Source organism: Reyranella sp. (assembly GCF_017305915.1).
GTDB lineage: Bacteria > Pseudomonadota > Alphaproteobacteria > Reyranellales > Reyranellaceae > Reyranella.
In genome coordinates, this window is record NZ_JAFKJN010000012.1 from 80,800 (window position 1) to 94,959 (window position 14,160).

17 protein-coding genes are annotated in these 14,160 nt (G+C 67.4%); 4 read left to right on the forward strand and 13 right to left on the reverse strand.

Annotated features, from left to right (window positions below):
* Nucleotides 1-143: 143 nt before the first annotated feature.
* Nucleotides 144-416 (reverse strand): hypothetical protein, encoded by a 273-nt coding sequence (locus J0J01_RS10660; RefSeq protein WP_296380367.1) that lies wholly within the window; start codon nt 414-416, stop codon nt 144-146.
* Between the two features lie 169 nt (nt 417-585).
* Between J0J01_RS10660 and J0J01_RS10665 the strand changes: the two genes are divergently transcribed.
* Complete coding sequence (locus J0J01_RS10665) at nt 586-783, forward strand: hypothetical protein (protein WP_296380369.1); 198 nt, start codon at nt 586-588, stop codon at nt 781-783.
* Between the two features lie 136 nt (nt 784-919).
* Here J0J01_RS10665 and J0J01_RS10670 read toward each other — a convergent pair whose 3' ends face one another.
* From J0J01_RS10670 to J0J01_RS10680, 3 genes are all read right to left on the reverse strand, one after another.
* Nucleotides 920-1,180 (reverse strand): hypothetical protein, encoded by a 261-nt coding sequence (locus J0J01_RS10670; RefSeq protein WP_296380371.1) that lies wholly within the window; start codon nt 1,178-1,180, stop codon nt 920-922.
* Nucleotides 1,181-1,188: 8 nt separating this feature from the next.
* Nucleotides 1,189-1,647 carry a hypothetical protein gene (locus J0J01_RS10675; protein WP_296380373.1) on the reverse strand — a complete coding sequence of 153 codons (459 nt, stop codon included), beginning with the start codon at nt 1,645-1,647 and terminating at the stop codon, nt 1,189-1,191.
* 98 nt (nt 1,648-1,745) lie between these two features.
* On the reverse strand, nt 1,746-2,501 hold the full coding sequence (locus J0J01_RS10680) for a DUF1499 domain-containing protein (protein WP_296380375.1): 756 nt from the start codon (nt 2,499-2,501) through the stop codon (nt 1,746-1,748).
* Between the two features lie 69 nt (nt 2,502-2,570).
* On the opposite strand from J0J01_RS10680, the gene J0J01_RS10685 reads away from it, so the two are divergent.
* The gene (locus J0J01_RS10685; protein WP_296380376.1) at nt 2,571-3,452 is read left to right on the forward strand and encodes an EamA family transporter; all 882 of its coding nucleotides are present in this window, start codon (nt 2,571-2,573) and stop codon (nt 3,450-3,452) included.
* Here J0J01_RS10685 and J0J01_RS10690 read toward each other — a convergent pair.
* From J0J01_RS10690 to J0J01_RS10700, 3 genes are read right to left on the reverse strand one after another with little or no spacing between them, the layout of a single operon-like run.
* Complete coding sequence (locus tag J0J01_RS10690) at nt 3,441-3,866, reverse strand: cupin domain-containing protein (protein WP_296380377.1); 426 nt, start codon at nt 3,864-3,866, stop codon at nt 3,441-3,443. The two genes, J0J01_RS10685 and J0J01_RS10690, sit on opposite strands and share 12 nt — an antisense overlap.
* Entirely contained in the window at nt 3,863-4,483 is a 621-nt protein-coding gene (locus J0J01_RS10695) for a glutathione S-transferase (RefSeq protein ID WP_296380378.1), read from the reverse strand. The genes J0J01_RS10690 and J0J01_RS10695 overlap by 4 nt, the downstream gene beginning before the upstream one ends.
* A 12-nt stretch (nt 4,484-4,495) precedes the next feature.
* A complete protein-coding gene (locus tag J0J01_RS10700) occupies nt 4,496-5,590 on the reverse strand; it encodes a malate/lactate/ureidoglycolate dehydrogenase (RefSeq protein WP_296380380.1) in 1,095 nt (364 codons plus the stop codon).
* Nucleotides 5,591-5,738: 148 nt separating this feature from the next.
* On the opposite strand from J0J01_RS10700, the gene J0J01_RS10705 reads away from it, so the two are divergent.
* Entirely contained in the window at nt 5,739-8,168 is a 2,430-nt protein-coding gene (locus J0J01_RS10705; RefSeq protein ID WP_296380381.1) for a DUF3772 domain-containing protein, read from the forward strand.
* Nucleotides 8,143-9,201 carry an alpha/beta hydrolase gene (locus tag J0J01_RS10710; protein ID WP_296380382.1) on the forward strand — a complete coding sequence of 353 codons (1,059 nt, stop codon included), beginning with the start codon at nt 8,143-8,145 and terminating at the stop codon, nt 9,199-9,201. The genes J0J01_RS10705 and J0J01_RS10710 overlap by 26 nt, the downstream gene beginning before the upstream one ends.
* A 12-nt stretch (nt 9,202-9,213) precedes the next feature.
* Here J0J01_RS10710 and J0J01_RS10715 read toward each other — a convergent pair whose 3' ends face one another.
* Genes J0J01_RS10715 through J0J01_RS10735 form a run of 6 tightly spaced genes read right to left on the reverse strand, consistent with a single transcriptional unit; the run spans nt 9,214 to nt 14,059 of the window.
* Nucleotides 9,214-9,735, reverse strand: coding sequence for a UGSC family (seleno)protein (locus tag J0J01_RS10715; protein WP_296380383.1), 522 nt, complete (start codon nt 9,733-9,735; stop codon nt 9,214-9,216).
* 44 nt (nt 9,736-9,779) lie between these two features.
* Nucleotides 9,780-11,231 (reverse strand): thioredoxin family protein, encoded by a 1,452-nt coding sequence (locus J0J01_RS10720; protein WP_296380385.1) that lies wholly within the window; start codon nt 11,229-11,231, stop codon nt 9,780-9,782.
* Between the two features lie 50 nt (nt 11,232-11,281).
* Nucleotides 11,282-11,488: a potassium channel family protein gene (locus J0J01_RS32695; RefSeq protein WP_365736704.1), complete on the reverse strand. Its 207-nt coding sequence runs from the start codon at nt 11,486-11,488 to the stop codon at nt 11,282-11,284.
* Nucleotides 11,489-11,505: 17 nt separating this feature from the next.
* Nucleotides 11,506-12,480 (reverse strand): alpha/beta fold hydrolase, encoded by a 975-nt coding sequence (locus J0J01_RS10725; protein WP_296380387.1) that lies wholly within the window; start codon nt 12,478-12,480, stop codon nt 11,506-11,508.
* Complete coding sequence (locus tag J0J01_RS10730) at nt 12,477-13,415, reverse strand: fatty acid desaturase (protein WP_296380388.1); 939 nt, start codon at nt 13,413-13,415, stop codon at nt 12,477-12,479. Before J0J01_RS10730 ends, J0J01_RS10725 begins: the two co-directional genes overlap by 4 nt.
* Nucleotides 13,397-14,059 carry an MSMEG_1061 family FMN-dependent PPOX-type flavoprotein gene (locus J0J01_RS10735; protein ID WP_296380389.1) on the reverse strand — a complete coding sequence of 221 codons (663 nt, stop codon included), beginning with the start codon at nt 14,057-14,059 and terminating at the stop codon, nt 13,397-13,399. The genes J0J01_RS10730 and J0J01_RS10735 overlap by 19 nt, the downstream gene beginning before the upstream one ends.
* Between the last annotated feature and the right edge of the window lie 101 nt (nt 14,060-14,160).

Consider the following 14,160-nt stretch of genomic DNA (forward strand, 5'->3'; position numbering starts at 1 on the left):
TTGCGGACTTACGATATCCCGTTGCCCCGATGGAAGCTGTGGCTGATCGACCGAGCGGCAGCGTTACTCGGCATCCTCGTACATGTGAATGGCATCCCGTTCGGCCGAGGCAACAATGGCCTCACATCTGAACCGGACTGACACTAGGGGAATCGAGCGTCGAGCCACGCTTTTGTTCCCGGAAGTCCCTTTTTCCATGCGGGCTTCTTCGAGAACTCTACCACCATCAGACGGTCAACATCGTGCATGAACTGTCTCAGGTGATTAAAGAGACCAGTGGCCGTGGCATTTGCGTCCACCAGATAGCAAGAGAGTTGGTACTTCTGGGAATCAAACGCAGCAAGCGCATCCCACAAACGCTGATAGTCGAATTCCTCTTCTGTCACGAGATCGTAAGTGACCACGAAATAGGCCATCGCAGTATCTCCCCTCCCCCGATGGTGGCACGGCGGGTTCGGCGATCCCACCTACGTCAGCCAGTGCCGCTCGCTGTACCGGGATCATCTCGGGCAATTTGCTCCCTCGATTGATACTTCATACCAGCAAGTCGGGTCCGGCGAACTGACCCGTCACTCCGATGGTCGTTTGGTCGGCTACTACACGGACTTCATCATCACGGAGAAGATCGACAACTTCGGCAAACAGCAGCAGGCCAACATTCAGTGCGTGGCGAACACCCAGAAGACGTTCGTGTACATGAAGTACGATTCCAGATCGCCACTGGGCGTGTCCTTTCACCTCGCGAACGGAAAGGTTACAAGCCTACAGCCCGATTTGAATTGATTGGTCGGAAGAGGCGCGAATGAAAGTCTTCTGTGAGACGTGTAAGCACGAAATCGAAGTAAACGTGATCAGCCGCGATCCCTTGAAGATCAGCGTTGATGCGACAGACCTCGTTCAATTCTGTACCGACATGCCCCTACGAAAGGGCCAGACAGTCGGCATCGCGGACAACTACGTGTGTCAGTCGCTCGGTCAGGCAGTCGGCCGAGCACTCAACCCCTGACTCGTCCATAAATGTGAAGCGAGCATTACGTGCATTCGAGCCATCGAGGTCGCATTCGACCTCCAATAGAGCCCGGATGCCATTGTCGCCAAGCGCGCATAGTTCGAAGTAGGTCCCAAACCGAGCGTCGCAAGCAATCAGATCGGCTCGTATTTCGGGGTCAATCGTGTTCATTCCGGTATTTATCGGGGCGGGTCGGCCTCCTTGGCCGGTTCTATGCTGTCCACGCCGGAGTGCCAGAGCCGGATCGATAGACCCGGAGGATTCGACCTCTGGGAAAGGCCAAGGTCCGTGCGAATCTCTCGGATCAGTCTGGAGAGAAGCGCGTCGTGTCTTTCCTTGGATCGATGAGGATTTGATCCCGAAATCTCATCCCGGAAATCGTGCAGCGCCTCAATGACCTGCTTGGAGGCGACCAACTGCACGGTGTTACAGGCTTGAGCGAATCGGCGTTGACCTTCCGGGGTCACGTCTGCGCCGACAATTCCGGACAATGCGGACATGAACTCCCGATAGTGCTCAAACTTGACCTTGCGCCAGTCCCCGGCCTGCTCCCGCCGAAGCGAGAACACGATGCTGGCGAGGGCCACCAGTAGGGAGGCCCCGGCAGTGATCACCGCCACGACGATGCCCGTTTCCATGCGCTCCCCCGTTCGGATTATTTGTGCAGGGGTTTACGTTTTTGTGCAAACGGCGGTTATTGTGCAAAGCCCCCTAACGGGGAAGAGGAGAAAGACGCTCATCCCTCCTGCCGCACCCGCTCGATGAAGGCGCGGATGCGGCGCGCGTTGACGCCGAAATCTGATTCGCCGACGCGGCTCTTCGATCGGATGTCGATGCGGCTGCCGCCGGCGCCCTCGCGCCGGATGCGGATCACGATGTCGTCGGTCAGCCCGAACCAGTCCGAGGTGTCGGTCGCCTCGATCCGGCCGTCGGCGGGCGCGCGCGCCACCACCTCCCAGCCCAGCGCCATGGCGGCCGCGTCGACCTTGCGGAAGGCGTCGGCCGGCGGCGCGTTGAGCACGATCGGCACGATGTCGGGATAGGCGGCGCGCTGCAGCGTCGCCGTCGCCGGGCCGGGATAGGCCGGCGGGTTGGGCGAGCCGTGACGCATCTGCTGGGTCACGACCATGGCGGGGACGTTGGCGGTGTCGGTGGTGACGTCGTTGATGCGCGGCGCCGCCCGCGCCCGCAGCAGCCACTGCGCCGGCATCCAGGCGGCGGCCACGCCGATTCCCAGCGCCAGGATGGCGGCGACGAAGCCGCGCCGCCGGTCGCCCGGCCGGGCCGGCACGATGGTGGCGAGCGCCAGCGCGACCGACGCCGCGGCCAGGTAGAAGCCGAAGCGGAAGACGATCAGCACGATGTCGAGATCGATGCGGAGATAACGATGCGCCGGCCCGCAGGCCGCGACCGTCAGCGCCGCCAGGCAGGCCAGATAGAACGCCAGTCGCGCCAGGCGATGGCTTACCGGGTTGGTCGGACGATGGAACATCCCATCCTGTTGCGAGGATGGTAACCGGCTCTATCGACACAAGCGACCGGGTTGTCTATGCGGGCCACGATGACAGTTGTCCCCGCCGAGCGACGCCGGGCGATGGCGGCGGGGCTCGGCGCCATCGCGCTGTGGGGTGCGCTGGCCACCCTGTCGGTCCTCGCCGGCCCGATCCCGCCTTTCCAGATGGTCGCCATGACCTTCGCCATCGGGGCCGTGATCGGCATCGTGCGGGCCCGCGTCCGCGGGCTGGCCTGGCTCGACCTGCTGCGCTGGCCGGCGGCGGTCTGGCTGTTGGGGGTCGGCGGCCTGTTCGGCTACCACGCCCTCTACTTCGCCGCGCTCCAGCTCGCCCCGCCGGCCGAGGCGAACCTGGTGAACTACCTGTGGCCGCTGTTGATCGTGCTCCTGTCGGCGCCGCTGGCCCCAGAGCACGAAAGAGGGCGGCTGGGCTGGCCGCACCTGGTCGGCGCCCTGCTGGGTTTCGCCGGCGTCGCCGTGCTGGCCTTCGGCCGCGGCGTCAGCTTCGCCGGCACCTATGCGCTGGGCTACGCGCTGGCGCTGGGTTGCGCCTTCGCCTGGTCATTGTACTCGGTGCTGTCGCGCCGTTTCGGCGAGACGCCGACCGATGCCATCGCCTCGTTCTGCGCCGCCGCCGCTGCCCTGTCGCTGCTCTGCCACTGGCTGTTCGAGCCGACCGTGTGGCCGGCAACGCCGGTCGCCTGGCTCGCGGTGCTGGCGCTCGGCCTGGGGCCGACCGGCGGCGCCTTCTATCTCTGGGACCACGCGGTGAAGCGCGGCGACATCCGCGCGCTCGGCGCCTTGAGCTACGCCGCACCGATCCTGTCGACCGCTCTCCTGGTCGCTTGCGGGCTCGCGCCGCCTACTCTCACGTTGCTGCTGGCCGCGGTGCTGGTCACCGTCGGCGCGGTGCTCGCGTCATTTCTCTGACGGCCCCCAGCCCGGCGGCGCCATCTCGAATTTCTCGAACAGGAAGCCGGGCGCCACGGTGCAGCCGACCAGCGTCCACGCGCCGAGCGAGCGTGCGGCCTGCCAGACGCCGCGCGGCACGACCGCCTGAGGCTGCTCGCCGACCTCGAAATCGATGCCGAGCCGCAGGCGGCGCACCGAACGGCCGTCCTCGCTCAGCGCCAGCTCGAGCGGCGCGCCGGCGTAGTAGTGCCAGAGCTCGTCGGCATCGAGGACCTTGTGCCAGTGCGAGCGCTCGCCCGATCTCAGCAGGAAATAGATCGCAGTCGAGGCGCCGCGCGGGCCATCGGGCGCGCGGAAGGTCTCGACATAGTGGCCGCCTTCGGGATGCGGACGCATCCCGAGCCGGGCGATGATCTCGTCGGCGGTCTTCACGCCGCCGGCGGAGCGGTCGCTTTGATCGACGGCGTCTTCGAGGTCTGGGCGAACCACTTGGCGAGCTTGGGATACTTGTCCTTCCAGCCCATGTCGCCGAAGCGCAGGTCGAGATAGCCGAGAGCGCAGGCCACCGAGATGGTGCCGATGGTGAGCTTGCCCTTGAGCGCCTTGGCCTCCGCCTCGAGCTGGCCGAGCACGCCGTTGATCTTCTTGAGCTGGCCCTGGCTCCATTCGGTCCAGCGCTTCTCTTCGGGCCTGAGCGCGCCTTCGTAGCGGGCGAGCAGCGCGGCATCGAGCAGGCCGTCGGCCATCGCCTGTTGCCGCAGCGCCACCCAGCGGTCGCGGCCCTTGCGCGGGAAGAGCTTGCGGCCCTTGTGCTGGGTGTCGAGGTACTCGCAGATCACCGGCGAGTCGAAGAGGTCCATGCCCTTGACCGACAGCGCCGGGATCTTGCCGATCGGGTTGTGCTTGTCGACGTCGGCGTTGGGCGCGACCGGCGTCAGCGCGACGTTGACCAACTCGATCTTCTTGTCGAGCTTGGTCTCCATCGCCACGACGCGGACCTTGCGCGCGTAGGGCGAGGAGGGCGAGTAGTAGAGCTTCATCTTGGCCATTGATCGTCTCCCCTAGGCCGCAATCTTCGGTATTTCAGTGTCGTTGAGCCGCACCTTGGCGGCGACGTCGATGAGCTGCTGCCAGGTCGTGGTGTCGATCGGCACGCCGTTCTTCTCGCGGTCGATCTTGCGGGCGCGCTCCGGCTCACCGGGCGCCAGCACTTCGGCAACGCCCGGCCGCGGCCTGGCCGACTTCACCCAGGTGATGAAGGTCTCGACCTCGTCCTCGAACGCCTGGGTGCCGCCCATCGCCGACGGATCGATGATGATCGACAGCATGTTGTTCACGATGTCGGTGCCGTCCTTGATGGTGCGCGGCGAATGCGTCTTGCCGCCGGTCAGCGCGCCGGCCAGCAGATCGCAGATCACCGCCAGCCCGCCGCCCTTGTGCAGGCCGAACGGCAGGATGGCGCCGAACGGCGGGTTGTACATCACGCCGGGTTCGGTGGTGTCTTCGCCGCCCGCATCGATCAGCAGGCCGGGCTCCATCTGCACCTTCTTGTTGTTGGCGACCCGGACCTTGCCCATCGCCACCTGGCTGGTGGCGAAGTCGAGCACGATCGGCTCCTTGCCCGGGCGCGGCACGGCGGTGCAATAGGGGTTGGTCGAATAGCGCGGCTCCGCGCCGCCGAACGGGGCCACCAGCGACTTGTGGCCGTGCACGTTCACCCAGTGGGTCGAGACCATGCCGGCGCGCGCGCACTGCTCGGCCCAATGGCCGATGCGCCCGATGTGATGCGAGTTGGTGGTGCCGACGACGCAGACGCCGTGCTTCTTCGCGCGCTCGATGCCGAAATCCATCGCCTCCTTCGCGATCACCTGGCCGTAGCCGACTCCCCCGTCGATCACGATGACCGCGCCATTATCCTTCACGATCTTTGCATGATGGTTACGGACACAACGTCCTGTAGTGGTGTTCTGGATATAGGCCGGCATCATGCCGACGCCATGGCTGTCATGGCCGTAGAGGTTGGCCAGGACCAGATGGTCTGCGACCAGCCGCGCCTCTTGGTCCGAGCTGCCGTCGGCCCGGCAGATCGACATGGTGAAGGCGTGCAGCCGGTCGGGCGCGACCCTGACTTCCCCAACCCCTTGCCCGTCGGCCATCTGATTACTCCCAGCACATTGTTAATTTCGGGTGAAAGGTTCCCCGGCCCGTCCGGCCTGTCAACTCGGCCCGACGCACTCCCGGCGCACTTGGGATAGGCGCGGATTAACCACAATTATCAACGGGCTAACGTGGTACCACAGCGCCATGCGGGGTTCCTTTCGTCTCGCCTGGCTTCTGCTGCTGATGGTTGGCGCGCTCGCGGCCTCGGCGCCAGCATGGGCCCAGGCCGTGCCGCCACAGCGGCCGTTCTCGCAGCTGGTCGAGCTGTGGACCCGCCAGCTCGACCGCATCGCGGCGCGCGTCGACCAGCCGGGCATCCTGGCCTCCGAGATCGATTCGCTGCGCGAGCAGACCACCGACGTTCGCGCCGCGGCCCAGGCGGCCGCCCAGCTCGCCCGCAACGACCTGGCCGATGTCCGCCGCCTGCTCGCCCCGCTCGAGGTCAAGCCCGGCACCGACCAGCCGGCCGAAACCGACGCGGTCAAGGCCGAGCGCGAGCGGCTGACCGACCAGGCGACAATCAGCGAAAGCCGGGTCAAGCAGTCCGAGGTCGTGATCGCCCGCGCCGACCAGCTGCTCGAGCGCATGACCAAGCTGCGCGGCGAGGTCGTGCTGCGCCACCTGTTGCAGCGGAGCGAGCCGCCGCTGTCGCCTGAGGTCTGGCGGAAGCTCGGGCCCCAGGTCGCCGGAGCCTGGGCGGCGATCTCGTCGGCCCTCGCGGCCTGGGGTCGCGAGGGCTTGAGCGCGCTGCGCTCGGGCGACCAGGACCTGACGCCGCTCGCCTTCTGGGCGGTGCTGACCGTCGCGCTGTGGGGGGTGGGCCACGCCCTGCGCCGCCGCTTCGGCCGCGGCGAGCTCACCGAGCCCGGCCCGCGCGATCGCACCTTCGCCGCCGTGATCGACGGCATCGGCGTGGTGCTGGTGCCGATCCTCGCGGTCTGGCTGGTCGGCAAGCTGCTGGCGGCGACCCTGCCGCCGCCGCCGGTCGATGCGCTGCTGGCGGAGTTCATGCGGCAGCTGATCACCTTCCTGCTGGTGGTCGGCGTGACCACGACGATGCTGGCGCCGTACCGGCCGGCGTGGCGCGTGCTGCCCTTCACCGACAGCAGCGCCCAGCACCTGACCCTGTCGATGCGCCATCTGTTCGCCGCCGGCGCGATCCTCGACTTCCTCTACCACGCGCTCATCCAGGGGCCGGACCGCGACGCGGCGGCCTCGGTGGGATCGCTGGTGCTCACCACCGTGATCGCCCTGCTGGCGCTGCCGGTGATGTCCAATCGCGGCTGGCAAGCCGCGCGGCCGGCGGGCGCCGCAGCACCGGCCATGGTCGGCGGCACCTGGTGGTCGATCCTGCGCCTGCTGATCGGCACGACCCTGCTCGCCTCGATCGTGATGTCGCTGCTGGGCTACGCGATCCTGGCGGCGCACATCCATACCGGCATTGCGCGCAGCTGCATGTGGGCGGCGGCGGCGCTGGTCGCCCACCAGCTGGCCGGCGACCTGTTCGAGGCGATGGCCGCCCCCGACCTGCCGATCGGCCGCTGGGTGCGTGCCCGCTTCGGCCTGCCGCCCGACTTCCAGCTGCGCGGCCAGCACATCGCGCTGCTGTTGATCGACCTCCTGCTCGTGGTCGTGCTGATCGTCGCCATCCCGGCGGCGTGGAGCTTCGATGTCGATTCGATCACCCGCGGCTTCGACCAGCTGCTGCAGGGCGTCCGGGTCGGCGGCGTCACCATCTCGCTCGCCAATATCGGCATGGCGATCGTGACGTTCGGCGTCGCCATGCTGCTGGCGCGGCTGGTGCGCCGGGTGGTGCGCGACCGGGTGATGCCGACCGTCGACGCGCCGATGCCGCTGCGCCAATCGATCGATGCCGGCCTCAACTATGCCGGCGTGATCATCGCCATCCTGGTCGGCGTCGGCGCGCTCGGCATCGACTTCACCAATCTGGCGATCGTGCTCGGCGCGCTGTCGGTCGGTATCGGCCTCGGCCTGCAGAACATCGCCAACAACGTGATCTCGGGCGTCGTCCTGCTGCTCGAGCGGCCGATCAAGGCGGGCGACTGGGTGTCGGTCACCGGCCACGAAGGCTTCGTGCGGCGCATCAACATCCGCGCCACCGAGATCGAGACCTTCCAGCGCACCCATGTGATCGTGCCCAACAGCATCTTCCTGCAGAACCCGGTGGTGAACCGCACCTACTCCGACACCTCGAGCCGCCTCGAGATCGCGCTGACCGTGGGCATCGGCACCGACGTGGCGAAGCTCGAGGGCATCCTGCGCGAATCGGCGCTCAACCATGCCCGGGTGCTGCGGGTGCCGCAGCCGATCGTGCGCTTCTTGCGGGTCGGCCCCGGCGGGCTCGAGTTCGAGCTGATGGTGTTCGTGGCCCAGCTCGAGGACCGGCTGGTCGTCAGCAACGATCTCAACAAGACCATCCTTGCCCGGCTGATCGAGGAGAAGATCCTCGATCCCGCGCCGGCGGCGGAGTTCAAGCTGCGCAACCTCGACCTGCTGGCCGACGCCCTGCGCGGCCGCGAGAACGATCATGGCGTCCCGCCGCCGTCGCGCTGAGGAGCGCACCTCGCGTTGGCGGCACCTGCGGCACCTGCCCTTGGTGCTGCTGTTCGTGCTCGGCGGACTCGCGGGCGCGGTCCTGTGGGCCTATGCGCCCGACCTGCCGCCCGACGTGCTGATCGCCCGCTACGGCCAGCCGCCCTCGACCTTCGTCGATGTCGGCGGCACGCGGGCGCATGTGCGCGACGAGGGCAAGCCGGACGCCATGCCGCTGCTGCTGATCCACGGCTCGCTGGAGTCGCTGCACGTGTGGCGGGGCTGGGCCGGCGAGCTCAAGGACCGCTATCGCGTGATCTCGGTCGACCTGCCGGGCCACGGCCTGACCGGTCCCTGGGCGCGCGGCGACTATTCGATCGAGGCCTATGCCGACTTCATCGAGGTGCTGGCCGACACGCTGCAGCTCGACCGCTTCGCGATCGCCGGCCATTCGATCGGCGGCGCCGTCGCCTGGACCTTCGCCGCGACGCGGCCGGAGCGGATCAGCCACCTGATCCTGGTCGATGCCGCCGCCTATCCGCGCGAGAGCGAGATGCCATGGCGCACGCGGCTCGCCCGCGCACCGGTGATCGGCGACATCGGGATCCATTTCAAGCCGGAGTGGATGGCGCGGCGGGCGCTGAAGGACGTCTATGCCGACCCGGCGATGGTGACGCCCGAGCGGGTGCGCCGCTTCAGCGAGCTGCAGCGCTTCCCCGGCGACCGCAAGGCCACGCTGCAGCGGACGCGCAACCAGGAGCCGCTCGATCCGACGCCGCTCAAGCGGCTCGACGTGCCGACGCTGATCATCTGGGGCGCGCAGGATCATTGGGTGCCGATCGCCGACGCCTTCCGGCTGCAGAACGACATCAAGGGCTCGAGGCTCGCGGTCTTCGAGAAGCCGGGCCACAACCCGATGGAAGAGGACCCCAAGGGCACCGCGGCCGCGGTCGCGGCCTTCCTGCCGACCGAGCCGCCGCAGATGCCCACGCCGCCGCCGCCGGCCGTGCCCAGCGAGCAGGTCGCGCCGGCGGTGATCCCGGAGAAGGACTAGGCGGCCCGAAGACTAGCCAGTCAGCGCCGCCAGCACCTTCTCGAACGTCTGGTCGGCGATCGCCTCGATCTCGGCGGTGGTACGGTTCTGGATCGGATGCGGGACGTAGACGACGGCCGGCTCGAAGCCCAGCGAATCGCTTTGCGCGGTGACGCCGTCGACGAACTCGGTGGTGACGATGTTGACGCCGGGGAGACCGCGGCTATCGAGATTGTAGAGGTCGTGCAGACTGCACGATGTGCAGGACCCTCAATCGCTTAAGGCGATCACCGCGAGCTGCGCCTCGGCCGCGATCTGCTGCATCACCGCGACCGGCGCGACCTTGGTGTTGGTCGGCTTGGCGTAGCGCCTGGTGGCGATGCCGGCCTTCCTGAAGTGGCCTTCGAGGCGGTCGATGAACTCCTTGCCGCGCGACTTGCCGATATCCATCAGCGCCACGGTCTTGCCCTCGAGCGAGGATGGCGGCGCGAGCCGGGCGCGGCGGGTCGGCGAGGTCTCGGCGGTGGGATCGCGCAGTTTCGTCGTAGAGCTCATAAATGGACTCCCATTCATGTCATCCTGAGCGAAGGACGACAGTCTTACCTGATTTCGCGAGTGACGGCCTGGCATTCCTCGCGCACGCGCTGGCCGGGCCAGCCGCCGATGATGGCGGAGAATAGCCCGGCCGGGCCGCCGGCGCGAACGATCAGCACGCCGTCGGGCGGCGGATCGAACTTGTCCAGCATCTTGTCGGCGTAGGCCTCGGGCACGCCCTCGGCGACGTCCTGCGCGCCGTACACCAGGTCCTTGCCCGGACGCCTCAGCGCCTCGTAGAGCGCGTCCTCGATCTGGCGGCGCGACCAGCCGCCATCCTTGAAGATCTTGTAGTGCTCGGGCGTCAGCACCAGCACGGCATTGCCGGCGCGAACCAATTTTGGATGACCCACTCCAAAGAGACCCATCGCCAGCGAGCGCACCAGTTCCTCCGGCGTGCGCGACTTCTGGTCGATGAAGCCGTGCACGCCCTCGCCATGGAACAGGGTGACGGCGTTCTTGCCCGCAGGGATGCCGCGGCGCTCGGCCAGCGGCTCCCAGTCGGGATCGCTCTCGTCCTCGGCGAAGCAGAAGGTGTACTTGCCGGGATTGCCCAAGGTCGCGCGATCGATCGCGCCGGGGATGCCGCCGCCGACATTGCGCACGATGAGCTGCAGGGCGCGGCCGATGGTGGCGTTGGCGCGGTTGCCCTGGCCCAGCGCATTGACGCCGGAATTCATGCCGATCGACTTGGCGATCGGGCCGTTTATGATCACCAGCGGGCCGGAGAAGTGCGTGGTGCAGAGCAGGCCGTGCATGGTGAACAGCGGATCGAGCGCCGCCTCGAGCACGCCCAGCACCACCGGCATGTACTCGGGCTTGCAGCCCGCCATCACGGCGTTGATCGCCACCTTCTCGACCGTGCAGGGCGCGAGGTTCGGCGGGATGTTGCCGACGATCTCGCCGGGCTTGCGCTCGGTGCCGGCGAGCATGCGCAGGATGCGCTCGTCGGTCGGCGGCACCACCGGCAGGCCGTCGGTCCAGCCGCGCTCGAAGCAGGCCTCCATCGGGTCGTCCCAGTTGCCGACCGAGATGGCGCGCGACTTCAGGCCGGTCTCGCCGTAGCGCGCGATCAGCGCCTCCTGCACGCCGGGATCGAGGCTCTTGGAGCCGCAGCCGGGCTGCCAGGCCGGCAGGCCGTCGCCTTTGGCCGCGGCGCCGGCAATCTTCAGCCATTCGTCGCGCGCCCAGCCGACGGCGCGGCCGATCTCGCGGCCGCCTGCGAAGCGGATCAGGGTCGGCACGGCCTCGATCTTGAGATGGAAGGAGCGTTCGAGGCTGTCGTCGTAGACCACGGAGCGCACGCCGGACGGGAAGGTCGGGTCGTCCTGGCTCAGCACCATCAGCGGGCCGGCGCGGTCGAGACTTTGCATCACCGGCTCGACCAGCACGCAGGTCGGGCAGTCACGTTTGGCGACGATCACCAGACCGTCGTGCGGCAGAAGTGAATCGGGCATGGCCCGACGCTAGAGCGATTTCCGGCCTGATGGAAGCGCAAGTGCTTCCATCAGGCCCGAAATGCGCGCGCGAGTGATGCTGATCTACGGGCCATCGGGGTGACCGGCGTGATCTCGCCGAACCCGGTCGAGGTCAGCACGGTGAAGGAGAAGTAATCAGGTCCGACCAGGTGAGCCGGCTGTCGGGATTGTTGACCTGGGCGATCTAGAAGGATCCGGGCTCGATGTTCAGCAGTCGATGCGGTGCAGGACGGGATGGCGGCGCTTCATCGCGTCAGCTCTCGAGCAGCGCCGTCACCTGCTGGTCGATGAAGGCGGCATCCTCGGGATTGTCGCGCGGGTTGCCGGCGCGATGGCCCCAGATCGACGGGATCTCGATCAACCGGGCGTGCTTGAGGTGCGGGAGCTCCTCGAGATTGTCGTTGGTCTGGAAATAGAGGTCGGTCGCCGAAGGCATCAGCAGCACCTTGGCCGTGATGCCGGCGAGCGCCATCTGGAGGTCGCCGCGATAGAGGTCGTTGGCCGAGATGTCGGAATTCTGCCAGGTCCAGAGCTGGGCCAGCAGGTCGCGGCAGTTGCGGCGGACGAAGCCAGCTTCCCAGGAGCGCACCAGGAAGTCCTCGAGCGAGGCGAAGCCCAGGCCGCGCCACAGCTCGCGGCGATAGAAGGTCTGGCTCAGCGCCCAGCCGGCATAGATGCGGCCCATGGCGCGCTTGGCTTCCTCCTCGGTGCGCGCCGCCATCAGCGCCGCGCGCACGCCCTCGAGGAAGACGAAGTTGTGCGGCGCCGTCTTGGCCGAGCCGCAATTGACCACGATGCGCTCCACCGAGGCGCCGAACAGGGCAGCCCAGTGATAGGCCTGCTGCGCGCCCATCGACCAGCCGTAGACCATCTTCACCCGCTCGACGCCGAACACCTCGTTCATCAGCCGGCGCTGCTGGGTGACGTTGTCGTAGGTCGTCACTTGCGGGAATTCACCGTCGTAGTTGGACGGCGAGGTGCTCAGCCCATTGGTGAACATGTTGGGGATGACGACGAAGTAGCGGCTGGGGTCGAGGCAGCGTTCGACGTTCACCAGCCATTCGATGTCGGGATGCTGGGCGCTGTACGACGTTGGGTAGACGATGACGTTGTCGCGCGCGGCGTTCAGCATGCCGAAGGTCTTGTAGACGATGCGCGCCTTGCGCAGGGTGCCGCCGCGCTGCAGCAGCACGTCACCGCAGTCGAAGGCGTCCTCCCGCGTCCTCATCGGAAGGAGCGCACGATCTCGCGGTTGGTCTGGAAGTAGCTGCGCGCGACGAACTTGAGGTGCGGCTTCAGATACCGGTGCGCCTCCGGCAGGTGATGGAAGGCGATGTTGGGCAGCAGGTGATGCTCGGCGTGGTACGGCAGGTTCCACATCAGGAAGCGCAGCAGCGGATTGCACAGCGTCGTGCGAGTGTTGGCGAAGCCGTCGTCGGAGTTGGGGCAGAGCGTGTGCTCACAGAGGAGATAGAGCCGCAGCAGCGGCGCGCCGACGGCGAGCGGCAGCAGCCACACCCAGACCAGCACGTCGGTCTGCAACGCGACCGAGCCCACCAGCAGCACGGCATAGAAGGCGAGCAGCCAGCGGCCCCAGCGGCGCACCTCGGGCCACGCCTTCTCGTGGATGTAGTTCACGTTGCCGCGGAAGCCGAACGGGAACAGGAAGATGTCGCGAAAGCGCACGGCGAAGAACGGCAGCGCGCTGGCCCGCAGCAGGTAGTTGCCCCAGCTTCTGGGCGTGCCCGAGGTGATCAACTCGGGATCGCGGGCGGGGTCCTGGGTGTAGCGGTGATGCGCCATGTGATAGTGCCGGTAGAAGCCGGCATTGTTCAGGATCGCCGCGCCCGAGAAGAAGGCCAGCAGATCGGCCAGCCGCCGCGTGCGGAACGAGCCGTAGTGTACCGACTCATGCATCGCCCCGAACAGCGCATTGACGAAGATCGCCTGCAGCAGCAGCGCCGGCAGCACCCACCAGGTGCCGCGCGTCTCGAGGATCAGCCCGCCGCCCGCCACCAGCAGGCCGAGATGCGCCAGCGCCTGCTGCGCGCCTGCCTTGTTCGAGCGGGCATAAAGCCGCTTCAGCACCGCCGCGGGCACCACCCGCATCTGGCGCGCGCGCTCGCCGGTTACGACATATTTGCTCAGGAGAGGGGAGCCCACAGACCGTCCCGGTAGGCGCGCTCGGTGAGCGCCTCGCGCTTCTGCTTCTCCTCTTCGCTGAGGCCGATCTGGTCGCCGACCATGCGGCTGATCGAGGGGAAGGTGCCCTTGGGCTGGGCGTACTCGCCGGTCCACAGCTTGGAGCGCAGCAGTGCCTTGGCGCAGTGGAAGTAGGCCTGGCGCACGCTCACGACGATGGCGCACTTGGGCTCCTTGCCCTGCACGGCCATCGAGGCGAGCAGCTCGGGATCGGTCGAGAGGCGGGCGGTGCCGGCCAACCGCGCGGTCTCGCTGGTGCCGGGCAGCAGGAAGATCAGCGCGATCTCCGGGTTCTCCAGCAGGTTCTTCAGCGTATCGAGCCGGTTGTTGCCCGGCCGGTCGGGGAAGGCGAGCGTGTGCTCGTCGAGCACCTTGAAGCTCCCCGGGGGGTCGCCGCGCGGCGTGACGTCCTGCTTGCCCGACGCGTCGGCGGTCGAGACGAAGCAGATCGGCGCCATCGCGATGAAGCGGCCGAGATGCGGATCGAGTCGGCCGATGTCCTTCATCGCGGCGGTCGGGCTGACGGCGGCGTAGGAGGCGACCAGCGTGCGGGCGTCATCGGGCGAGAGCACCGCGACCGGGCGGACGAGAACAGAATCGGGCATGAATGCGGCTCCCCTATGTCGCGCACGATACCAAACCGCCCCATTCCATGGGCAACTCCTCGCTTCCGGGGTGCGTTGGGACGGCAGTGAACACGCACGAG